Source organism: Pseudideonella sakaiensis, assembly GCF_048320135.1.
GTDB lineage: Bacteria > Pseudomonadota > Gammaproteobacteria > Burkholderiales > Burkholderiaceae_C > Ideonella_A > Ideonella_A sakaiensis_A.
On the sequence record NZ_CP182947.1, the window covers coordinates 1,808,929 to 1,829,794 of the forward strand.

Below are 20,866 nucleotides of genomic sequence, written 5' to 3' on the forward strand. Positions count from 1 at the left end.
CGCGGGTCTCCTGTCGGGTCGAGCAGCGAGCATATCCGCAGCGTCGCGCTAAGCTCGCACTGATGACAGCCCACCGGACCCTCTTCGTCACCTGCGCGGTGCTGCTTGCGCTGCTCGGCGGCTGCGCGGTGGTCGACCAGCCTGTGCAGCGCAGGCAGCAGTCGCCAAGCGAGGTGCGTGCGCAGATCGTCGCGCTGATCCCGTCCAATACCCGCGACCGCGAAGGCTGGGCGACCGACATCCAGGCGGCGTTTGCGGTGCTGCGCATCGAGCCGAGCCAGAGCAACATCTGCTCGGTGCTGGCGATCGTCGAGCAGGAATCGACCTACCGCGTCGATCCGTCGGTTCCGGGCCTCGGCAAGATTGCCTGGGCCGAGATCGAGCGCAAGGCCGAGCGCGCCGGCATTCCCTTCTTTCTGGTGCGTACCGCATTGCAGATCAAGTCGTCCGAAGGCCGCAGCTATGCCGAGCGGATCGACGCCGCACGGACCGAAAAGCAGCTGAGCGAGCTGTTCGACGAGTTCATCGGCATGGTGCCGCTCGGCAGGCGGCTGTTTGCCGGCTACAACCCGGTTCGCACCGGCGGGCCGATGCAGGTCGCGATCGCGTTTGCCGAACGGCACGCCAGCCAGAAGCCCTATCCGTATCCGGTCGACGGCAGCATCCGCGACGAGGTGTTCACGCGCCGCGGCGGCATGTATTTCGGCATCGCCCACCTGCTCGACTATCCGGCGCGTTACGAGCAGCCGATCTACCGCTATGCCGATTTCAACGCCGGCCATTACGCCAGCCGCAATGCGGCATTCCAGCGCGCGGTCAGCCTGGCGTCCGGGATTCCGCTCGAACTCGACGGCGACCTGGTGCGCGAGAACGGTGATCCTGACAAGCCGGGCCAGACCGAGCTCGCGGTGCGCACGCTCGCCGAGCAGATCGGACTCGACAACCGCGAGATCCGGCGCATGCTCGAACTCGGCGACAAGCCGGAATTCGACGAATCGCGGCTGCATCAGCGCGTCTTCGAACTGGCCGAGCAGTACGAGGGCCGACCGCTGCCACGGGCGCTGATCCCGCGCATCAAGCTGGTCAGTCCGAAGATCACCCGCAACCTGACGACCGAATGGTTTGCGACCAGGGTCGCCGCGCGGCACAAGCGCTGCCTGGCCCGCGACGGTTGACAGCGAGCGGCGCGCCGCTCACGGATTCAGCAGGTGATCGGCAAGCCGGTCGGCCATCGACAGAAATGGCGAGTGGCCGGACGGCAGCGTGTGGAACTGCTCGCAGCGCAGCCGGCCGTACATCATCCGCTGGGTGTCGATCGAGATCGCCCGGTCGTGCACGCATTCGATATAGACACGCGGCACCCTGCCCCAGTTGGCGGCGCTGGTGTGCAGCGGCGTCGACAGCGGCGCGGCCGGCTGCGGCACCAGCAGGCTGCGCGCCAGCGCGACATCGGCCTCGTCGCAGTCGGCGTAGAAGGTCTCGACGATCGCCGCGTCGCGAACGGTCGCCGAGCGGCGATCGTCGCTGAATACCAGGTTCGGCAGCACCGTGGCCCGCTCGTCGGCTTGTGCGACATCGAGCAGCGTCTGGCCATCGGCGAGCAGAAATGCCGACAGATAGACGAGTTTGGCCACCTTGTCGGGTCGCGCCTCGGCGGCCTGCGAGATCACGACACCACCCATGCTGTGGCCGACCAGGATCACCGGCTCATGACAGGCGTCGAGCACTTCGCAGACGCGGTCGACATAGGCTTGCAGATCGACCGACCCGGTCGGCGTCCGGTCGACGCCGTGCGACGGCAGATCGGGCGCGACGACCCGGTTGCCCGACCGTTCCAGCAACGGGATCACCTTGAACCAGCACCAGGCGCCATGCCACGCACCGTGAACCAGCACATACGTCGACATCGTCTCCTCCTGCGATGCGGCGTTGCGGCCGGCTGCCGCCGGTGCCGCCGCTTCTGCGGTATTTGACCGAAGGCGGCGCCGACCGTCAAACCGGGCACTGCCGCTACAGCGCCGGCTTGATCACCATCAGCGCGAGGCCGGCCAGCGGCGTCAGCAGCGCCAGTGCACCCCACAGCTCCCAGCGGACCGCCAGCGCCCGATAGCCTGGCCAGTCGAAGTTGCCGTGCAACACGCCGGACTGCGCCATCGTGCGCAGCTGCCGCTGCAGCGGCGCGACGCGCAGCGCGAAAACGATGCCCGAGACCGCGAACAAGGCCAGGGTCCACGCGATCCAGCCGGTGCGCAGCACCGGACCCGCCGATCGAGGCGACCGCGAAGCCGCTGGCGAAAATCGCGACGACGGCAGGCGTCGTGAACCAGCGGTCGCTGCGAATCACGCCATCCATCGCATGCGCCAGCAACCGCGGGTCGCGCGTTCTGGCCGCATGGCTGTGCCAGAACAGCCCGGTGATGATGTTGCCGAGGAACAGCACGACGGCCAGCACATGGACCAGCTTCAGCAGTGCATAAGCCGTCATCCGGGCGACCCCGGCCGGTCGCCGCCGGTGGCACCCGTCTTGCTGCGCCGGCGCTCTTCGCCGCCCGCTCCCGGGTCCGCTCGCGATCGCCGCCTCATTGGCCCGCAGGCGGCTGCCACAGTTCGACACGGTTGCCTTCCGGATCCATCACCCAGCCGAACTTGCCGTATTCGGACGACTCGACCTTGTCGTCGACGGCGCAGCCCTCGGAGCGCAGCGCGGCGAGCAGTGCGTCGAGGTCGTCGACGCGGTAGTTGATCATGAACGGCGCTTCGCTCGGTGCGAAATAGCTGGTCGAGTCGTCGAACGGGCTCCAGATCGTCGTGCCGGTGCCGTCGGGATTGCCGTTGCCGGCCCATCTGAACGCGACGCCGCCCCAATCCTCGACCGCCATGCCGAGGTGGTCGCGGTACCACGCCCGCAAACGCGCCGGATCCTTCGCCTTGAAGAAGACGCCGCCAATGCCGGTGACTCGTTTCATGTCGGCCCCGCGGTCGTGTCGATGGGAACGAGTCTTGCCCAGCTCGCCGATCAATGCAAGCGCCCCCTTACCAATGGCCCGGCAGGCGGCGCAACAGCAGCCAGTGGCCGTCCGGGTCGGCTTCGATGTAGCCGCCGCGCTCGAGGTCCTTCAGCAGGCGGCTGACCATTTCGCGCGAACAGCCGACACGGGCCGCGATCGCGCCATGGGTCAGCCGTTCGCTGACGCGCCGGCTGCCGTCGGGCAAGGGCTGCGCCAGCGACTCGAGCAGATGGACAACCCGGCCGTAGACATCGAGCAACGCCATGTTGCGCGCGCTGGCGGTGGCCATCCGGGCGCGGGCGATCACCCGCGACAGCAGTTCGAATGCAAATTGCGGATGCTCGGCAATGTGCTGCTCGAGCATTCGGCGCGGAATCAGCACGCAGCTGCCCGACTCGATCATCGCGACGCTGGCCGAACGGGGCCCGCCATCGAGGCTCATCTCGCCGAACCAGTCGCCCGGCCCATAAGTCCCGTAGATGATCTCGCGGTCGCGCTCGTCGACCGAATAGGCCTTCACCTTGCCGCTCAGCACGATGTACAGCGTGTCGCCGAAATCGCCCTCGTGGATCAACACCGCGCCCTTGCGGTAGCGCCTCGGCTCACCCTTCTCCGCGAGGGCGCGCAGGCTTTCCGGCAATCCATCGAGTGACGAAGGCGTTGGCTCGGGCATCGGTGGTCGGACGCATCAGTTGATGAAGCGGCCGATGCGTCGATGCTACGTCAGCCGGTCGGCTCGAAACCCGACGGACTGCCGCGCGCGGTGCAGACATGGGGCCGCAGCACCTCCATCAATGGCGGCAATGTGGCGATCTGCGCGATCAGCTCGCGGATGCTGGCCGCGCCGGTCTTTGCCCGGATGCTGCCGATCTGGGTGCGTATCGTCGAGATCGCGACGCCGTGCCGTTCGGCCAGTTCGGCCGGCGTGCTGCCGGAGACCAGTGCGCACAACACCCGCGTCTCGCTGCAGCTCAGACCCTGCGACCGGGCGAAGGCCTCGATCGCGAGCACGCCGCCGAGCCGGCGCTTGCCGAGCAGCACCAGCACCTGCGATCCAGCGCCGTGTGCCGCATCGTGCCGGGAGCCGTGCATCGGCACGACCGACACGCTGACCATCGCGGCGGCACCGTCCAGCCGCATGCTGAGCAGGCGACGCAGGCCGCGGCGTGCGGCCGCGTCGATCGCCGCCTGCAGATCGGCTGCATCGGCAGGCCGGCGTGCGCGCAACTGGCCTCCGCTGAGTTGCAGCGGATGCTGCTCGTCGAGCTCGATGCGGGCAGCGACGTTGCTCGCCAGCACCTGCGCCTGCGGACCGAGCAGCAACATGCCGTAGTCGATTTCGTCGAAGGCGGCATGTGGCCAGCCGGTGGCGCCGTGGCCGGCGACGCAGGCGAGCGGCGCAAGCGCCCCCGCCTGCTGCTCGCGTTGCCGGGTTTCCGCGAGGTCGCTGCGTGAGAAGTCGAGCATGGCCGTCTCCTGCATGCGGTTGTTCAGCGGGCCGGTTGGCGAGCAGCTGCGGCAGCGGCCGGCGCCGGCGTGTCGGAGACCGCCAGCACGTCGCCGTCGCGCGAACGATGGCCGGTGACGACCACCCGCGGCAGCTCGTAGACCGGCATCACCGCCGCCGGTGCAACCGTCGCCGGCACGGTGGCGACTGCCGCTGGCTTCGCGCTGGCCAGCGCCGCCTCGCGCGGCGTGTCGATCGCGGCGCCGACAAACACGGCGGCAATCACGGCACTGACGCCGATCAGCGTCGTGGCATTCAATACATCGTCGTACATGGTGTTTCTCCCCTTCTTGCGTGTCGCAAGGCAGCGATCCGGCTGCCTGCTTCGGCAGCGGTTCGTTGACCGCTTTGCCGGAGGTCAGCTTAGGCAGCGGAGGGGAAGACAGGGGGTGATGAAATGCCGGCGCAGCTTGTGAGAAATTCACAACGCGACGGCAATACGGCCGGCGATGCCGGGGCTGGCGATTCAGCCAGGGCTGGACAGTTTCAGCCCGACGATGCCGGCGACGATCAGGCCGAGGCTGAGCAGCCGCCCGATATCCGACGATTCATTGAACAACACGATGCCGAGGATCGCGGTGCCGACCGCACCGACACCGACCCAGACTGCATACGAGGTACCGACCGGCAGCGATTTCATCGCCATCCCGAGCAGGACGACGCTGACCAACATCGCGAGCAGCGTGCCCACCGATGGCCAGAAGCGGCTGAAGCCGTCGGTATATTTGAGGCCGATCGCCCAGGCGACCTCGAACAGGCCGGCGATCAGCAACACGGTCCAGGCGGTCGACGCTTTCATCGCCCGCTCAGCCGCCGGCGGTAAACCGCTCGAACCAGCCGAAGCGCCATGCAAACAGCGCGGCGACCGCCAGCAGCAGCACCAGCAGCCAGAAGATCCGGCTGCCATCGTTGCCTTGATGCGGGTCGCTCATCCGGCGTTCGGCGCCGGCGGGCAGTTCGGCGATCTGCGTCAGCGACGCACCCAGCGGCACATTGATGCGCATGCGGCCGTTGATCGCCCAGCCGCTGGCATCGAGCAGCGGGCCGAGGCTGCGCTGGCGCAGCTTCAGCCACGCGATCAGCATGCTCGGCCCGGAGATCGCCATCATGATGCCGAACAGCCCGGCCGGCAGCCACCAGCCGAGTTCGATGAAGCGCGAAAAGACCGCGACGATCACCGTGCTGATGCTGCCGAGCGCGACGCCCAATGCGGCGACCGTGCCGACGTCGATCTTCGGGCCGGCATCCTTTGCGGCCGCCGCCGCCGCGCCAGCGCCAGCCTTGCCCGCCTGGTCGGCATGGGCGGCGCGCGACGCGACATTGCCGAGCGCACTCTGCGACCGCTTTTCGCTTTCCGCGGCCCGCTTCGCAACCTGTTCCTCGATCATCCGCACGAACTTCTTGTACGGCGAGAAAAACGCCTGGCGGATGCTCATCGGGTTTTCGATCACCTTGGTGATCGTTGCATCCCAGTCGCGGCCGGCGCGGTCGTAGAACACGCCATTGCGGCCCTCGAACAGGAAGTCGATGTCGCCGTTCGTGAACGCGGCGACGATCTTTTTCTTCTCGCCATCGCGGGTGCAATCGCAATAGGCCAGATAGGCCTTTGCAAGGCCGGCCAGCTTGGCATGGCGCGCCGGGTCGGTGACCTCGATCGCCAGTTCGCAACTCCGCGCGTCGAGGTAGAGCAGGCCGGCTTCGAAGATCGCGCCCTGGCGGCTGTAGAACTCGGCGAACGACACGAAATTGTTCAGCAGGTGGACCAGGTCGCGCTGGAAGCGGACCAGCTTCTCGAGCTCGATCATCGCCTTGTTGCTCGGACCGGCCGCCTCGTCGCGCGCAATCAGCGCAGTCAACCGCTGCTCGGCGGTGCCGTCGATCAGCTTGTCGAGCGCAGCCGGTGCGAGGCTGTCGAGCTTGGTCTGTGGCCGCTCGGCGAGCCAGCCGCTGCACGGCCCGAGGCGCCGCTTCAGCTCGATCCATTCATCCTCGGTCAATTCATCGAGCGAGCGGCCGAGCAGCGGCTCGGCCGTCTTCACGCGCAGCGCCTCGATGCGCGCCGCCCACGCCGGATTCAGCCGTTCGCGCAACGGCAGCGGCCGATCGGGCGCCGCAGTGGCCAATGGCATCTTCTCGATTTCGGCGGTGCTGCGGGCGAGCAGCGACTGATGCAGCGCACGGTAATCGTCGGTCGACGGGTTCAGCGGCGCCGCCGCAGCCGGATCGTAGGCGGCAACCCGGCAGCGGACAAAATAGTCGTCGACCTTCTCGCGCACCGCGATCAGTGCCTCGGCAGCGCTGCGCGATTCGTCGCCGAGTGGGCGCAGCGCCTCGTCGGCAGCCGCCTTCGCGCGCCAGCCGTGCAGCGCCCTCGCCTGCTCGAAAAACTGCTTCGCATGGGCCGCGTCGACGCCGAGCTTGCCGTTGCGGTCGGCCACGCCGCCGACGGCGTCGATGATCTTGCCGATCAGCTCGGCCACTTCCGGATCGTCGGCGGCGGATTCCGGCACCACGCCGTCGCCGTTGAAGCCGCGATCTGACAACACCTTGGTGCGCTGCTGCAGATCGGTGAGGCTGATCGCTTCGGCGTCGGCCTTGCCGACGACGCCGAGCACCTCGCGGGCATGGGCGTGCATCGCCGCGCCCCCGTCGGTATCGGTTCGGATCGCCGACAGCGGCACGCTGTCGCCACCCTTCATCAGCAGGTCAGGATCGGCAAAATGGTCGCGCACCCAGTGGCTGACCGCGATCAGTTCCGGCGGCCGGATGCGCCCGTCGTTGTTGGCGTCGATCAGGTCGAGCGTGCGCGGATCGAATTCGATGCCGCGTGTCGGGCAGGCCAGTGCGACCCACAGCTTCTGATCAAGCTGGTCGAGGTTGACGATGTCGGCGCCGCTGCGAATGACCACCTGGTCGATGCCGCCGGAACGGATGAATTTCCAGCGGTGGTCACTGCTTGCCATCGGATGCGCCTTTCTTGTCTGCGTTCGGGGATGGAGTTGCCGCCTTCGCCGGCAGCGGTACCCAGTTTGTAACCGAGATGCGGCGTGACCGCCGTCAGCCGGCGTCGGGCTGGTTGGCCGGAGCCGCGCGGCGGAATGCTTCGAGCTGGCTGCAGGCGGCGTCAACCGCTGCGATCAGCGGCCAGCGGCCGAGGTCGACCTTGAAACGGCGCGAGCTCTCGACCTGCGGCACCAGGTAGACATCGGCCAGCGTCGGCTTGTCGCCGAAACAGAAATCGCCGCGCCGCTTGTCGGCCGCGAGCATCGCCTCGATCGCGTCGAAGCCGGCACTGATCCAGGTGCCGCACCATTCGTTGATCACCGCGGTATCGGCGGCAAAATCCTTGCGCAGCTTGTCGAGTACGCGCTTGTTGTTCAGCGGATGGATGTCGCAGCCGACGATCGCTGCCAGCGCCCGCACGTGTGCACGGGCCAGCGGGTCGGCCGGCAGCAGCGGCGGCGACGGAAAACGCTCCTCCAGCCACTCGATGATTGCCGGCGACTGGATCAGCACCCGACCGTCGGCCTCCAGCGCCGGCACCAGCGCCTGCGGATTGAGCGCGCGAAATTCCGCCTGCAGATGGTGTTCGTTGCGCAGGTCGACCGCGACATAGTCGGCTTCGAGGCCCTTCAGGTTCAGCGCGATGCGCAGCCGGTGCGATGTGCCGCTGCGGAAATAGTTGTGCAGTTTCATGTTCATGGCCAAGACCCTCGTCGGTTCAGAGACGGCTGCAGCCGTCATCGTTTGCATGCTGATCATCAGCACAACGATATCATTCGGCATCTTTCCCTCGGCGCCAGCCGATGCTGCCATTCGATGACGCCCACCTCCGCTGCCGGAATCCATCTCGACGATCTGCCCGGCCACTATATCCGCCGGCTGCAGCAGATCGCGGTGGCGATCTTCATGCAGGAGACCGCAAGCTGGTCGGTGACGCCGGTGCAGTTTGCCGCGCTGCAGACGGTTGCCAACTCGCCGGGCATCGACCAGCGCACGCTGGCGCGGCGGATCGGTTTCGACACCTCGACGATCGCCGGCGTGATCGACCGGCTCGAGGCGCGGGGACTGATGTCGCGCGGCCCGTCGCCCGACGACCGCCGGGTGCGGCTGCTGACACTGACCGATGCCGGCCGGCAGCTGCTGCACGAGGTCGTGCCGTCGATGCTGAAGACGCAGCAGCGCATCCTCGAACCGCTTCCGCCGGCCGAGCGCGATGAATTTGTCCGCATGCTGCGGGTGCTCGTCGACGCCAACAACGAATTGAGCCGCGCGCCGAGCGACGCCTGAGCCACGACTCAGCGGTTCGGCGCGATCTGGCCCAGCAGGCGCGGCTCGCCACCCGGACGCAGTTCGAACAAGGCACCGGCGCCGGCCGCGATGCCTTCACCGGTGAAGGCGGTGATCGTCACCTGGTGCGTCACCAGCACCACCGGCGGCCCGTCGGCAGGCAAGGTCGCAAGAAACTGCCGCAATGCGGCGACCCGCGGTTCGCGCTGCTCGCTGCGGCCAAAAAACGAATTCAGCGCCGGCAGTTCGACCGGCTCGCCGAGCCCGAGCAGGCGCGCGGTCTCGAGGCAGCGGCACCATTGGCTGGACCACAGGCGCGCCTGCGTCACCCCTGCAGCCGCCAGCCGCTTGCCGAGCGCGACCGCCTGCGCCCGGCCGGCGGCATCGAGCTGGCGTTGCGTCGAGCAGTCGCCGAGGCGGAACTCCGGCGGGTCGCCGAAGCCGGGGGCATTCGCATGGCGCAGCATCAGCAGCCGCCCGGGCTTTGCCAGTTCGCTGAGCGGCAGCGTATCGGCGGCAAATGCGGGCGCGGTGATCAGCGCCAGCAACGCGCAGAAAACAGCCAGCCAGCGAATCGAGACGGCAGAAGCGGACATCGCAACAGTGTCGCAGACAGTGCCGCTACAGTGAAGCCTGCCACGCCGGCTGCTGCCTCGATGAAACTGCACATCCTGTCGGACCTGCACCTCGACTTCGCTGCACTCGAGCCGCCGCGCACCGATGCCGACGTCGTCGTGCTGGCGGGCGATATCGGCCGGCCACGCGATGCGGTTGCATGGGCCAGCGGCTTCGGCAAGCCGGTGCTGATGGTCGCCGGCAACCACGAGTTCTACGGCAGCAGCCTCGGCGCCGCGGCTGCCGAGCTGGCGCGCGCCGCAGAAGGCAGCCCGGTCCATCTGCTCGACCAGCGTGAGCTGGTGCTCGGCGGCGTGCGTTTTCTCGGCACGACGCTGTGGACCGACTACGGGCTGTTTGCCGATCCGGCGCTGCGCGCGGCGGCCATCGACGAGGCCCGCCGGCGCTTGCGCGACTTCAGCCGGATCCGGCTCGACGATGCCGATCCGACGCCGTTCAACCCCGAACACGCAATCGCGTTGTTCCGGCAACAGTCGGCCTGGCTGGCCAGCCGGCTGGCGCAGCGCCATCCCGGCCCGACCGTGGTCGTCACCCACCACGCACCGTCGCCGCGCAGCATCCATCCGCGGTTTGCAGGATCGCTGCTGAATGCCGGCTTCGCATCCGATACCCGCGGTCTGCTCGGTGCGCAACGCGTCGCCTTGTGGATCCACGGCCATACCCACGACAGCTTCGACTACCGTGCCGACGGCACGCGGGTCGTATGCAACCCGCGCGGCTACCACCGCGCCGGCGTGGACGAAAACCCGGCGTTCGACCCGCAGCTGGTGATCGACATCGGCAAGGCGCCGGTTCCGGCCATCGCTTGATCTGGCTCAAGACGGTGCGCACTGCGCTGCGCGATGCTCGGTGTCATCGAACCGACACGCCGGGATTGACCATGGCCGCAACGCTGATCCGCATCCTGAAAGACGAACACCAGGCGCTGGCTGCGATGTTGCGCTCGATGCTGCTGATGCTGTCGAGCGCACGCAACCATGGCCGCCTGCCGGACTTTGCCGCGCTGCGCGCGATGATCTTCTACGTCGATGAATTTCCGGAGCAGCGGCACCACCGCAAGGAATCGGAGCTGCTGTTCCCGAAGCTGCGCGAACGCTCGCTGCGGGTCCGCGACGTGCTCGACCGCCTCGACGCCGAACATGAAGCCGGGCACCGCAAGATCCGTGAACTCGAGCATGCGCTGCTTGCGTTCGAGATGCTCGGCGAAGCCCGCCGCGACAGCTTCGAGCGAGCCGCCCAGGCCTATGTCGACTTCTACCTGGCCCACATGGCGGTCGAGGAGAAGGAGATCCTGCCGCTGGCCGAGCAGGTGTTGACTGCGGACGAGTTGCGCGAGCTCGACGCCGCCTTTGCCGCCAACCGCGATCCGCTGACCGGGCACCCGCCGGAGCCGGACTATGCGGCGCTGTTCAGCCGGATCGTCAATCTGGTGCCGGCGCCATACGGTCTGGGACCTGAGCGCTGAAGGCCGACGCGGGGGAACCGCCGCGCGGCGCGCCCGGATTGGCCAGCGCAGCGACGACGTCGGTCTGCGTGATGATGCCGACCAGCCGGTCGTCGCCATCGATGATCGGTATGTGGTGGTGACCGGTGCTGCCGAACAGCGGAATCAGTTCGGCCAGATGGCGGTTCACGCTGGCAACCCGGACCTTGCGGGTCATGATCTCGCCGACCGCCTGCGGCACCGGGCCGCTGCGCAGCGCCGGATCGGCGGCGCGCATGAAATCGGCCGGCGTCACGATGCCGACGATGCCACCGGCCTTGTCGACCACCGGCAGCGCCTTGATGCGGTGCTCGCCGAACAGCGCGCGCGCAGTCGCCAGCGGCGTCCGGATATCGACGGTGATCAGGTTGCGCGACATGATGTCGCCGCAGCGCAAGCTGCTCAACTGGCGCTGGTAGCCGCGCAGCTGGGTGTCCTCGAGCAGCGCCTTCAGGTCATCGCGGCTGATGTCGAGGACCTGGTTGTAACGGGCGAGCACCGCATCGAGGTCGGCATCGAAGGCTTCCGCATCGTGGTCGCGGGCCGCCGGCTCGCCGCCGGCGACGGCGGGCAATTGCATGTGCGGATAGGCGCGGCCGGTGGCATGGTTGTAGGCGATGCCGGCGGCCGTCAGCAGCAGCGAATTGACCAGCACCGGATAAAACGCGAACAGCGGATCGGCGACGCCGGCCATCACCGCCAGCAGCGCCGAAGCGCCGCCCGGCGGGTGCAGGCAGCGCAAGACGAACATCAATGCGATCGCCAGGCCGACAGCCAGCCCGGCGGTCCAGGGACTGCTGCCGAATGCCGCGACACAGCTGATGCCGACCAGCGCCGACAAGGTGTTGCCGCCGACCACTGCCCAGGGTTGCGCCAACGGGCTGGCCGGCACGCCGAAGACCAGCACCGCGCTGGCGCCGAGCGGTGCGACCAGCCAGGGCCAGGCTGCGCCGGCAGAGGGGCCGGCGGCGGCATGCGACAGCAGCCCGGCCAGCGTGATGCCAAGGGCAGCACCAACAACGACCCGCAGCCGCTCGCGCCAATCGGCACCGACCGGCGCCGGCAGGAAGGCGCGCCACCATTGCGGCAGGCTCGCCAGCGGTAATCGATTCGGTTCGGAAGACTCGGCCAACGGGGCAGTTTTTTTTTGACAAACGGAGGCCGGATCTTATGAGCATGCCGGCAGCGCGAGAGATGACCGCGGTCAACAATGCACGGATGGAAAAAGATCCGATTCCTCGCGATGTCCGATCGCCGCGCCGGGCTGCGGCCAGGTCACCAGCGTCGGAGGCCGTCCGGTGCACTGGTTGACGGCCCATCGCGGCACGATCCTGCTGGCGACTGCTGCGATGGCCGTTGCCGCGCTGCTGCTGCACGGCCCGATCGCGCAGGAGGCGATATACCACCGATTCGCCGATCAGCGAACGCTGTTCGGCATGCCGAATGGCTGGAACGTCGCGACCAATCTGCCCTTCCTGCTGGTCGGCTGCCACGGTCTGCTGTTGCTGGCCCGCAAGCCAGGCTGCGGCCTGCTGCAGCAACTGCGTGCGGCCTACCTGGTGGTCTTTGCCGGCCTGATCGTGCTCGCGCCGGCGTCGGCCTGGTACCACCTCGATCCCCGCGACACCACCTTGTTGTGGGACCGGCTGCCGATCACGCTGGTCTTCATGGCCTTGTTCGCGGCGATCCTCGGTGAACACGTCGGGGCTGCGTTTGGCCGGCGCAGCCTGCCGGTGCTGCTGCTGCTCGGGCTGGCCTCGCTCTTCTGGTGGCGCGCCACTGGCGACCTGCGGCTGTATGTGCTGGTGCAGTTTCTGCCGTTGCTGCTGCTGCCGCTGATCCTGCTGCTCTACGGATCACCGTGGCCGGGGCGTGGCTGCCTGTGGTTGATGCTCGGCATCTATGCGCTTGCGAAGCTGGCCGAAGGCCTCGACGCGGTGATCTACCAGGCGATCGGCTTCAGCGGCCATTCGATCAAGCACCTGCTCGCGGCGCTCGCCGCCTGGATGATTGCGCTGCGTGTGCGCGCGCAGCCTGCTCAGTAATACGGCGCCGTCAGCCCCTCGGCCTCGAAGACCGCCTGGGCCGCCGGCCGGTCCGCGATGCGCGCCAGAAAGTTGCCGATGTGCGGCAGCGTGCGCGCCGGGCGCTGCATGCCGCGGGTCCAGCGGCACAACATGAAGGTGTAGGGATCGAGCGCGCTGAATTCGGCGCCGCCGATCCAGCCGCCGGTCGCCGCAAGCCGCGCCTCGATCTGGTCGATGCCGAATGCGATCTTCGCCTCGGCCGCTGCCTTGACCTCGGCCGCCGCGGCCGCATTGCCCGGCGCGACCATCCGGTCGCTGTAGAAATAATGCGGCGCCATCGCCTGCATCGAGCTGCTCAGCCACATCAGCCATTTGTAGAACTCGGCGCGTTGCGGCGTGCCGAGCGGCGGCGCCAGGCCGGCATCGGCATGGGTGTCGACCAGGTGCAGCACGATCGCCGGTGTCTCGTACAACACCAGATCGCCATCCTCCAGCACCGGAATCAGCCCGTTCGGATTGAGCTTCAGGTAGTCGGGCGACTTCTGCGCATTGACCGCCCGGTCGACCTTCACCAGTTCGAACGGCACGTCGAGCTCGCGCAGCAGCAGGTGCGGCGTCATGCTGGCATTGCCGGGGAAATAGTGCAGTCGGATCATCGCGGGCTCCTTCGGTTGCGCCGAACGATAGTGCAAAACATGCTGCCGGTAGGAGCCCACCTACTGCGAGTCAACGGGATGTCCGATTCCCCGGAGTTGCACGGAAACATAGCATCCGGCCGAACCAACTTCGGGAGACGAACATGTCCTTCGCGCTGTACATGACCGGGCTGATCATCCTGCTGATCGGCGTCGGCTGGGGCTTGATGACCGCCGGGCTGGCGCCGACCTATATCGCGATCGCCTGCGTGATCATTGCCGGCATCGGCATCATGATGGCGGTTTCGCGCACCCGCGCGAAGGATCCGCCGGTCGATTGACTGACGCCCGCGCCCTTCAGCGCAGATCGCGTGCCAAGCGCAGCCCCGAAAACTGCCAACGCGCCTCGGGCGGGAAAAAATTTCGGTAGCTGGCACGAATGTGCTTCGACGGCGTGACGCATGATCCGCCGCGCAGCACATACTGCCCGCTCATGAATTTGCCGTTGTATTCACCGACTGCGCCGCTGGCGCAGCGGAAGCCTGGATAAGGCGAGTAGTCGCTGCGCGTCCATTCCCAGACATCGCCAAACAGCTGTGCCAGCTCGCCGGCGGGCTGGACGGCGCGCGGTGCGAGCGGGTGCAACGCGCCGCTTTCCAGATGGTTGCCGGCGGTCGATGTGCCGTGCGCGGCGACTTCCCACTCGGCCTCGGTCGGCAGTCGGGCGCCGGCCCAGCGGGCAAATGCGTCGGCCTCGTAGAAGCTCAGGTGACAGATCGGTGTGTTCGGATCGACCGGCACCGCCCCATGCAAGGTGAACGATCGCCAGCCAACGCCGTCGTCGACCGGCTCCCAGTACAGCGGTGCGCGCCAGCGCTGCGCCGTTACCAGGTCCCAGCCGGCGGCCAGCCACAACTCCGGCCGGCGATAGCCACCGTCGTCGATGAATTCGAGCAGATCGCCGTGCGTCACCGGATGCGTCGCGATCTCGAAGGCATCGAGCCAGACCTGGTGGCGCGGCATCTCGTTGTCGAAACAGAACGCCGAGCCGTCGTGGCCGATCCGGCGCAGCCCCTCGTCGAAGGCGACCCAGCCGCGAGCCGGCGCACCGATCGCCGTCAGCGGCCACTGTTTCTGATAGGCAGGGCGCAGCGGGCTGCATGACAGCAGGTGCTTGACATCGGTCAGGATCAGTTCCTGATGTTGCTGTTCGTGGTTCAGCCCCAGTTCGATCAGGTCGGCAAGCTCTGCCGACAGCGGTTCCGCCCGATCGAGCAACGCCAGCATCGCCGCATCCACAGCCGCCCGATACCCCAACACCTGGTCGAGTCCGGGCCGCGTCAGCAGACCCCGCTGCGGTCGCGGGTGCCGCTCGCCGACGCCGTGGTAGTAGGAATTGAACAGGACGCGAAACGATGGTTCGAACAACCGATAGCCCGGCTGGTGCGGCGCCAGCACGAAGGTCTCGAAAAACCAGGTCGTGTGCGCCAGATGCCATTTGACCGGGCTGGCGTCCGGCATCGATTGAACGGTGCAATCCTCGGCCGACAGCGGCTCTGCGAGCGCAGCGGTCTGCCGGCGCACCGCCTGGAAGCGCGCGGCCATGCTGCGGTGGGATGCGGGGCTGTCGGAGAAGGCGTTGTTCTGCGGCTTCGTGTCCATCGCGGCTCTCCAGCTGTGCTGTCATCGAGGGAGTGGCGGCGTGCCGGCAAGTTCCACCAGCCGCCGCGCTGGCCGACAGCGCCATGTCAGCCGCGCAGCTGCAGCAGATTCAGCTGGTTACCCGCCGGATCGGCAAACGTCGCCATGATGCCGCCCCATGGTTGGCGCTTCGGCGGGGCGGAAAAAAACACCTCGCGGGCCAGCAGTGCGCGATGCATCGCCGCGATGTTGTCGACGTAGAAGGACAGGCCGGTGACGCGGCCGACCATCGCATGGTCGTCTTCCTTCGCATCCGGCGCGACAGCGCCGACGACCAGTTCGGTTCGGCCGGCGTCGTAGACGAGATAGCCGAAGCGCGCATTGCTGGTTTTCAGCCGCAGACCCAGTTTGCCGGAATAAAAGGCATGCGCCGCAGCGAGGTCGTAGACAAAGACCCGGGCGGCGCCGAGTTTCAACACCTGCTGCGACAACTGCGGCTCATCCACCACGGCTTCCCCGAAATCGGCTTCGAGTTTGCCACGAAGCGCAGCATGGCGATGCCGCTGGCGCCGGCTTCGATCCGCCGCTGCCAAGCGGCCGGTGGCACGCCGCATCGAATCGGCATTTTCCCGCCGCAAATCCACCTTCCGTCCGACAGCCGGCGCGCTGTGGGCAGGCCGAGACTCGCCGTCAACACCGCAGCTTCCGGCTTCGTCGACCGTCTGCTCCGCGCCGGCTGCTTGTGGACATGCAAAACCAGATGTGTGAAGGAGTGGCCATGAACGTCTTCAAACGCGTCAGCTGGTCGCCGTATGTGGTCGGTGCGCTGATCGGTGTGTTGAGCTGGTTCACATTCGCCAGCGTCGACCGCCCGCTCGGGATCACGACGGCATTCGAGTACACCGCGGCGCTCGCGGTGCAATCCGCCGCCCCGGCGATCGAGGCGTCGCATGCCTGGTTCGCCGAGCCCGACAAGGACCCGAAGATCGACTGGGAATGGATGCTGGTCGTCGGCGTCTTTCTCGGCGCATGGCTCAGCGCGCGGCTGTCCGGCGACCGGCCTGAGCGGCCGCAGGTCCCGGCACTGTGGGCCGAGCGCTTCGGCGATGGCAAGGGGCGGCGCTATGCCGCGGCATTTGTCGGCGGCATGCTGCTGATGCTCGGCGCCCGCTTCGCGCAGGGCTGCACCAGCGGCCACGGCATCAGCGGCACGCTGCAGCTGGCGGTATCGAGTTTCATCTTTGTCGCGGTGTTTGCTGCCGCAAGCATCGCAGCCGCATCGGCCATCTATCGCCACGGAGGCGACCATGTTTGATTCACCTGAAAAGCTGCTGCTCGGCCTCGTCAGCGGCGTCGTATTCGGCTTTCTGCTGCACAAGGGCCGCGTCGCGCGATTCGACGTGATCGTCGCGCAGCTGCTGCTGAAGGACTGGACGGTCGTGAAGATCATGGCGACCGCGGTCGCGGTCGGCGCTGTCGGCGTTCACCTGCTGGTCGCCGCCGGCATCGCGACGCTGCACGTCAAGCCGGCGCTGCTCGGCGGATTGATCGTCGGCGGCCTGTTGTTCGGCCTCGGCCTGGCGCTGTACGGCTACTGCCCCGGCACCGGTGTCGCCGCCAGCGGTGCGGGCCACCGCGACGCCGCCGTCGGTGTCGCCGGCATGTTGTCCGGTGCGCTGCTGTTCGTTCTCGGCTATCCGCTGTGGAAGCCGGTCATCGAGTCGGTTGCCGACTGGGGCGAACTGACGCTGCCCGAGGCCAGCTCGAGCTCGACCTGGCTCTGGGTCGCGATCGTCACCGGCGCGCTGTCGCTGCTGCTGCTGTGGCTGCGCAAGCGCCAATCCGCGCTGCCATCGCCGGCCGCCGGCTGATACCAATCTGCACTCGACAACCATCAGGAGAGACCATGTTCTTCCAACGCGTCAAGACCAAGGGGCTCGGGCACAACGCCTATCTGCTCGGCTGTGGTGAGGGGCAGGCGGTCGTGATCGACCCGCGCCGCGACATTTCCGAATACCTGCAGATCGCCCGCGACAACAACCTCAGCATCGCCTGCATCTTCGAAACCCACCGGCAGGAGGATTTCGAATTCGGATCGCGCGCGCTGGCCGACGCGACCGGTGCGAAGATCGTCACCGGTTGCCACCCGCTGTTCGGCGAATCGGACGTCAAGCTTGCGGACGAGCAGGAGTTCAAGGTCGGGACAACCCGTTTCGTCGCGCTCGAAACGCCGGGGCACACGCCGGAGAGCATGTGTTATGCGGTCTACCCGAGCGATACCGGCGACAAATGCTGGGGCGTCTTCACCGGCGACACGCTGTTCGTCGGCGATACCGGCCGCACCGACTTGAGCGATGAGGACAAGACGGCCGAAAATGCCGGCATCCTGTACGACTCGGTGCACCGCAAGCTGCCGCCGCTCGGCGACCAGGCGCTGGTGCTGCCGGCGCACGGCGCCGGTTCGGCCTGCGGCGGCAACATTTCCGACCGCGACGATACGACGCTCGGCATCGAGAAAAAGACCAACAAGGTCTTCACGAAAAGCCGCAAGGAATTCGTCGATGCGAAGCTCGAGGAGAAGCTGCCGCGGCCGCCATATTTCCGCCACATGGAGGAAGTCAACCTGCACGGCGGCCGGCCGTTGCAGATGGCGCCGGAGCAGCTCGAGGTGCTGCAGCCGCGCCAACTGCAGCAGCGGATGAAGGAAGGGCTGCTGATCGATACCCGTTCGCCGGAGGCTTTTGCCGGCGCACACATCGCCGGCGCCTACAACATCTGGCTCGACGGCATGTCGAGCTTCGGCGGCTGGATGGCCAACCACAAGACCCGCATCTTCCTGATCGTCGAACAGCCCGAACACACCCAGCAGGCGGTGAAGGCGCTGGCGCGCATCGGCATCGACAGCGTCGCCGGCGTGATGCTGAAGGGCGTCGAGAAGTGGCGCGAGGAGGGCCTGCCGATCGACCACTTCGCGACCACCAGCGCCCAGCAATGTGCCGAATGGCTGCAGGCCGGCAAGGTCGAGGTGCTCGACATGCGCGACGACATGGAGTGGGAAGAAAAACACATTCCGGGCGCGATGCACACCTTCGTCGGCTACCTCGAGGAGCAGCCGCCGAAGCTGCCGAAGGACACGCCGATCGTCGTCCACTGCAGCGTCGGACACCGCTCGGCGCTCGCCTGCAGCATCCTGAAGCGCCAGGGGTTCAGCCGCATCCACAACATGCTCGGCGGGCTGACGGCCTGGGAAAACCTCGATCTGCCGCTCGAGAAGAAATCTTCGTAGTACCGCCAACACACTCGCCGGCTTGCGCCGCGATCACAGGAGAACAAGATGCAGGAAGACGGGGGAGCCTGGTCGGCCTATCTGGTCGGGGCGCTGATCGGCGTATTGTCGATGGCGACCTTTTATTTCTCGAACAAGCCGCTCGGCGTGTCGACCGCCTATCTGCGGGTGGCCGGCATGATTTCACGGCTGATCTCGAAGAGCCACACCGACTCGCTGAAGCAGTACCAGGACACGCCGCCGAAGATCGAATGGGAAGTGATGCTGATGGTCGGCATCGTGCTCGGCGCGCTGCTCGCGGCCTTCACCGGTGGTGAGGTCACCGGCAGCTGGGTGCCGGACTTGTGGGCCGAGCGTTTCGGCGATTCGTTCGGCTTTCGCCAGCTGGTTGCCTTCATTGGCGGCGCGGTGATGGTGTTCGGTGCGCGGCTGGCCGGCGGCTGCACCAGCGGCCACGGCATCAGCGGCACGTTGCAGCTGTCGGTCGGCTCGTGGATCGCGGTGATCTGTTTCTTCGTCGGCGGCGCAGCCGTCGCGATGCTGATGTTCGGAGTCGGAGGTGTGCGATGAGCAGCGTGCTGCCGCCGATCGTCGCGAAACCGCAGCCGGCCGCCGGCGACAAGGCCGAGAGCAAACCCGACTCGGCGCAGCAACTTGTGCTGGGGCTCGGCTTCGGCATCGTGTTCGGCTTCCTGCTGCAAAAAGGCGGCGTCGCCAAATACGAGGTGCTGATGGGCTCGCTGCTGCTGACCGATTTCACGGTGTTCAAGATCATGCTGACCGCGATTGCCGTCGGTGCGGTCGGCATCTTCGGCATGCACGCGCTCGGCCTGGTGAAGCTGCACGTGAAAAAGACCCAGTACGCCGCCAACATCATCGGTGGCCTGACTTTCGGCGCCGGATTTGCGTTGCTCGGCTATTGCCCGGGCACCGGCGCCGCCGCACTCGGCCAGGGCAACCTCGACGCGATCGCCGGCATCATCGGCATGATGGCCGGAAGCCACCTGTTTGCGGAGTTCTCGCACCCGCTGTCGCGCTTGCAGACCGTCGGCAGCCGCGGCGGCATCATGCTGAACGAACTGGTCGGCCTGCCGTTGCGGGTATTTCTGCCGATTTTCGTTGCGGCGCTGGCGCTTGCGCTGGTGCTGATCGAACGCCTCGCCGGCTGACGCCGCCGGTCCGGCGAAGGCATGCGCTGCGGCACGCCGGCGGCGCAACCGAATTGCAGCACCGGGCCTGGAACAAGCGCACCGCGCACGGGCTTGATCTCGGTCAGGCCCGCGGGCGTGGCGACTGCCTAAGATGCGATCAGGGAGCAGGCTTGCACCGGATGGCAAGCTTGGCGACGGCGCTCGCTGCGACCAGCGGTCGCGCTCCCGCGTCGGTGCAGAAACCCGGAGAACACGGTGACCATCAGCCACTCGATCAACACGTTTGCCAACACCCTAGCAGCGCCCGCCAGCGCCTGCCGCGACAGACACTGAGCCCCGGGCACGAGCCGCGGCATGGCGCGCTGGGCGACGATTCTGCTGACTGCCGCCGATCTGGGCGCAGTGGCGCTCTGGACGATGCGCCGGCGCCAGCAGCGGCAGTCGGCATCACTGGTTGCCGAGTTGCGGCAATCGGCGGCGATTGCCGCGATCGATCCAGGCGCAGGCCAAGCCGACCTGCCCGCACCGGTGGCCCGATACCTCGCGCATGTCCTGCCCGCCGATCGAAGGCCGATCAAGACCGCAGCCTATCGGCAGGTCGGACGCCTGCGGAGCGATCCGCGCAGCCAACGCTGGTTGGCTTTCACGGCATGCCAGTTGATCGCACCCGCGGCCGTCGGCTTTGTCTGGGAGGCCGCAGTGTCGCTGCTGCCGTTCGTCCGTCTGCAGGTTCGTGATTCGCTGCATTGCGGCCGCGGCGCCGGTGCTGTGCGATTGTGGTCGGCGGTCCCGGTCGGCAGCGCCGGCGGCAACCCGGAAATGAATTCAGGCGCGTTGCACCGCTTTCTCGCCGAGGCGGTCTGGTTTCCGACGGCGCTGCTGCCGAGCCGATTTCTGCGCTGGGAGCCGATCGACGACCTGCGTGCGATGGCAACCCTCGAGCAGGGCGACGTCTGCGTCTCGCTCGAGTTCCGGTTCGATCACCACAACGAGGTCGTCGGCATCTTCACCCCTGGCCGTTGGGGATCGTTCGACGGCGGCTATCGCAAGTTGGCGTGGGAGGGTCGCTTCAGCGACTATCGCAGGCGCGGCGGCATGCTCGTTCCCGACCGGGGCGAGGTCGGCTGGTATATCGACGGCCGCTGGGAAAAGGTCTGGCAAGGCCGAGTGGTCGACGCGGAGTTCGAGTTCGCGTGACCGGG

26 protein-coding genes and 1 pseudogene are annotated in these 20,866 nt (G+C 67.3%); 12 read left to right on the forward strand and 15 right to left on the reverse strand.

Annotated elements, in window-relative coordinates; translation table 11 throughout:
* Positions 1 to 62: 62 nt before the first annotated feature.
* Positions 63 to 1,175: a DUF1615 domain-containing protein gene (locus tag ACNH6H_RS07975; RefSeq protein WP_418316960.1), complete on the forward strand. Its 1,113-nt coding sequence runs from the start codon at positions 63 to 65 to the stop codon at positions 1,173 to 1,175.
* Positions 1,176 to 1,193: 18 nt separating this feature from the next.
* Here ACNH6H_RS07975 and ACNH6H_RS07980 read toward each other — a convergent pair whose 3' ends face one another.
* The 10 genes and pseudogenes from ACNH6H_RS07980 to maiA form a co-directional block, all read right to left on the reverse strand.
* The gene (locus ACNH6H_RS07980; RefSeq protein ID WP_418316961.1) at positions 1,194 to 1,907 is read right to left on the reverse strand and encodes an alpha/beta fold hydrolase; all 714 of its coding nucleotides are present in this window, start codon (positions 1,905 to 1,907) and stop codon (positions 1,194 to 1,196) included.
* Positions 1,908 to 2,010: 103 nt separating this feature from the next.
* Positions 2,011 to 2,256 carry a DUF2269 family protein gene (locus ACNH6H_RS07985; protein WP_418316962.1) on the reverse strand — a complete coding sequence of 82 codons (246 nt, stop codon included), beginning with the start codon at positions 2,254 to 2,256 and terminating at the stop codon, positions 2,011 to 2,013.
* A 25-nt stretch (positions 2,257 to 2,281) separates the two neighbouring features.
* Positions 2,282 to 2,485, reverse strand: a pseudogene (locus ACNH6H_RS07990) (DUF2269 family protein); the annotation flags it as partial.
* A 94-nt stretch (positions 2,486 to 2,579) separates the two neighbouring features.
* Entirely contained in the window at positions 2,580 to 2,966 is a 387-nt protein-coding gene (locus ACNH6H_RS07995) for a VOC family protein (protein WP_418316963.1), read from the reverse strand.
* A gap of 67 nt (positions 2,967 to 3,033) precedes the next feature.
* On the reverse strand, positions 3,034 to 3,681 hold the full coding sequence (locus tag ACNH6H_RS08000) for a Crp/Fnr family transcriptional regulator (protein ID WP_418316964.1): 648 nt from the start codon (positions 3,679 to 3,681) through the stop codon (positions 3,034 to 3,036).
* Positions 3,682 to 3,731: 50 nt separating this feature from the next.
* The gene (locus tag ACNH6H_RS08005) at positions 3,732 to 4,475 is read right to left on the reverse strand and encodes a helix-turn-helix transcriptional regulator (protein ID WP_418316965.1); all 744 of its coding nucleotides are present in this window, start codon (positions 4,473 to 4,475) and stop codon (positions 3,732 to 3,734) included.
* Positions 4,476 to 4,498: 23 nt separating this feature from the next.
* Positions 4,499 to 4,789: a hypothetical protein gene (locus ACNH6H_RS08010; RefSeq protein ID WP_418316966.1), complete on the reverse strand. Its 291-nt coding sequence runs from the start codon at positions 4,787 to 4,789 to the stop codon at positions 4,499 to 4,501.
* A gap of 192 nt (positions 4,790 to 4,981) precedes the next feature.
* On the reverse strand, positions 4,982 to 5,314 hold the full coding sequence (gene sugE / locus ACNH6H_RS08015) for a quaternary ammonium compound efflux SMR transporter SugE (protein ID WP_418316967.1): 333 nt from the start codon (positions 5,312 to 5,314) through the stop codon (positions 4,982 to 4,984).
* 7 nt (positions 5,315 to 5,321) lie between these two features.
* On the reverse strand, positions 5,322 to 7,478 hold the full coding sequence (locus ACNH6H_RS08020) for a hypothetical protein (protein WP_418316968.1): 2,157 nt from the start codon (positions 7,476 to 7,478) through the stop codon (positions 5,322 to 5,324).
* 94 nt (positions 7,479 to 7,572) lie between these two features.
* A complete protein-coding gene (gene maiA / locus ACNH6H_RS08025) occupies positions 7,573 to 8,211 on the reverse strand; it encodes a maleylacetoacetate isomerase (protein ID WP_418321268.1) in 639 nt (212 codons plus the stop codon).
* A 123-nt stretch (positions 8,212 to 8,334) separates the two neighbouring features.
* Between maiA and ACNH6H_RS08030 the strand changes: the two genes are divergently transcribed.
* Positions 8,335 to 8,805 (forward strand): MarR family winged helix-turn-helix transcriptional regulator, encoded by a 471-nt coding sequence (locus tag ACNH6H_RS08030; protein ID WP_418316969.1) that lies wholly within the window; start codon positions 8,335 to 8,337, stop codon positions 8,803 to 8,805.
* Positions 8,806 to 8,813: 8 nt separating this feature from the next.
* On the opposite strand, the gene ACNH6H_RS08035 is transcribed toward ACNH6H_RS08030, so the two are convergent.
* A complete protein-coding gene (locus tag ACNH6H_RS08035) occupies positions 8,814 to 9,401 on the reverse strand; it encodes a histidine phosphatase family protein (protein ID WP_418316970.1) in 588 nt (195 codons plus the stop codon).
* Positions 9,402 to 9,461: 60 nt separating this feature from the next.
* On the opposite strand from ACNH6H_RS08035, the gene ACNH6H_RS08040 reads away from it, so the two are divergent.
* On the forward strand, positions 9,462 to 10,250 hold the full coding sequence (locus ACNH6H_RS08040) for a metallophosphoesterase (RefSeq protein WP_418316971.1): 789 nt from the start codon (positions 9,462 to 9,464) through the stop codon (positions 10,248 to 10,250).
* Between the two features lie 71 nt (positions 10,251 to 10,321).
* On the forward strand, positions 10,322 to 10,906 hold the full coding sequence (locus ACNH6H_RS08045; protein ID WP_418316972.1) for a hemerythrin domain-containing protein: 585 nt from the start codon (positions 10,322 to 10,324) through the stop codon (positions 10,904 to 10,906).
* Here ACNH6H_RS08045 and ACNH6H_RS08050 read toward each other — a convergent pair.
* A complete protein-coding gene (locus tag ACNH6H_RS08050; RefSeq protein WP_418316973.1) occupies positions 10,863 to 12,056 on the reverse strand; it encodes an HPP family protein in 1,194 nt (397 codons plus the stop codon). The genes ACNH6H_RS08045 and ACNH6H_RS08050 overlap by 44 nt on opposite strands.
* Before the next feature lie 166 nt (positions 12,057 to 12,222).
* Here ACNH6H_RS08050 and ACNH6H_RS08055 point away from each other — a divergent pair, with 166 nt between their 5' ends.
* The gene (locus ACNH6H_RS08055; protein ID WP_418316974.1) at positions 12,223 to 12,969 is read left to right on the forward strand and encodes a hypothetical protein; all 747 of its coding nucleotides are present in this window, start codon (positions 12,223 to 12,225) and stop codon (positions 12,967 to 12,969) included.
* On the opposite strand, the gene ACNH6H_RS08060 is transcribed toward ACNH6H_RS08055, so the two are convergent.
* Positions 12,963 to 13,607, reverse strand: coding sequence for a glutathione S-transferase family protein (locus tag ACNH6H_RS08060; RefSeq protein WP_418316975.1), 645 nt, complete (start codon positions 13,605 to 13,607; stop codon positions 12,963 to 12,965). The two genes, ACNH6H_RS08055 and ACNH6H_RS08060, sit on opposite strands and share 7 nt — an antisense overlap.
* A gap of 143 nt (positions 13,608 to 13,750) precedes the next feature.
* Between ACNH6H_RS08060 and ACNH6H_RS08065 the strand changes: the two genes are divergently transcribed.
* Complete coding sequence (locus ACNH6H_RS08065) at positions 13,751 to 13,927, forward strand: hypothetical protein (protein ID WP_418316976.1); 177 nt, start codon at positions 13,751 to 13,753, stop codon at positions 13,925 to 13,927.
* A gap of 16 nt (positions 13,928 to 13,943) precedes the next feature.
* Here ACNH6H_RS08065 and egtB read toward each other — a convergent pair whose 3' ends face one another.
* The gene (gene egtB / locus ACNH6H_RS08070; RefSeq protein WP_418316977.1) at positions 13,944 to 15,248 is read right to left on the reverse strand and encodes an ergothioneine biosynthesis protein EgtB; all 1,305 of its coding nucleotides are present in this window, start codon (positions 15,246 to 15,248) and stop codon (positions 13,944 to 13,946) included.
* A gap of 86 nt (positions 15,249 to 15,334) precedes the next feature.
* Positions 15,335 to 15,733: a VOC family protein gene (locus ACNH6H_RS08075; protein ID WP_418316978.1), complete on the reverse strand. Its 399-nt coding sequence runs from the start codon at positions 15,731 to 15,733 to the stop codon at positions 15,335 to 15,337.
* Positions 15,734 to 16,005: 272 nt separating this feature from the next.
* On the opposite strand from ACNH6H_RS08075, the gene ACNH6H_RS08080 reads away from it, so the two are divergent.
* The 6 genes from ACNH6H_RS08080 (at position 16,006) to ACNH6H_RS08105 (ending at position 20,861) form a co-directional block, all read left to right on the forward strand.
* Positions 16,006 to 16,542, forward strand: a complete 537-nt coding sequence (locus ACNH6H_RS08080; protein WP_418316979.1) for a YeeE/YedE thiosulfate transporter family protein — start codon at positions 16,006 to 16,008, stop codon at positions 16,540 to 16,542.
* The gene (locus ACNH6H_RS08085; RefSeq protein ID WP_418316980.1) at positions 16,535 to 17,098 is read left to right on the forward strand and encodes a YeeE/YedE thiosulfate transporter family protein; all 564 of its coding nucleotides are present in this window, start codon (positions 16,535 to 16,537) and stop codon (positions 17,096 to 17,098) included. Before ACNH6H_RS08080 ends, ACNH6H_RS08085 begins: the two co-directional genes overlap by 8 nt.
* Before the next feature lie 35 nt (positions 17,099 to 17,133).
* Complete coding sequence (locus tag ACNH6H_RS08090; RefSeq protein ID WP_418316981.1) at positions 17,134 to 18,513, forward strand: MBL fold metallo-hydrolase; 1,380 nt, start codon at positions 17,134 to 17,136, stop codon at positions 18,511 to 18,513.
* 48 nt (positions 18,514 to 18,561) lie between these two features.
* On the forward strand, positions 18,562 to 19,083 hold the full coding sequence (locus ACNH6H_RS08095) for a YeeE/YedE thiosulfate transporter family protein (RefSeq protein WP_418316982.1): 522 nt from the start codon (positions 18,562 to 18,564) through the stop codon (positions 19,081 to 19,083).
* Positions 19,080 to 19,682: a YeeE/YedE thiosulfate transporter family protein gene (locus ACNH6H_RS08100; protein WP_418316983.1), complete on the forward strand. Its 603-nt coding sequence runs from the start codon at positions 19,080 to 19,082 to the stop codon at positions 19,680 to 19,682. The genes ACNH6H_RS08095 and ACNH6H_RS08100 overlap by 4 nt, the downstream gene beginning before the upstream one ends.
* A gap of 336 nt (positions 19,683 to 20,018) precedes the next feature.
* A complete protein-coding gene (locus tag ACNH6H_RS08105; RefSeq protein ID WP_418316984.1) occupies positions 20,019 to 20,861 on the forward strand; it encodes a DUF6920 family protein in 843 nt (280 codons plus the stop codon).
* Positions 20,862 to 20,866: the final 5 nt, after the last annotated feature.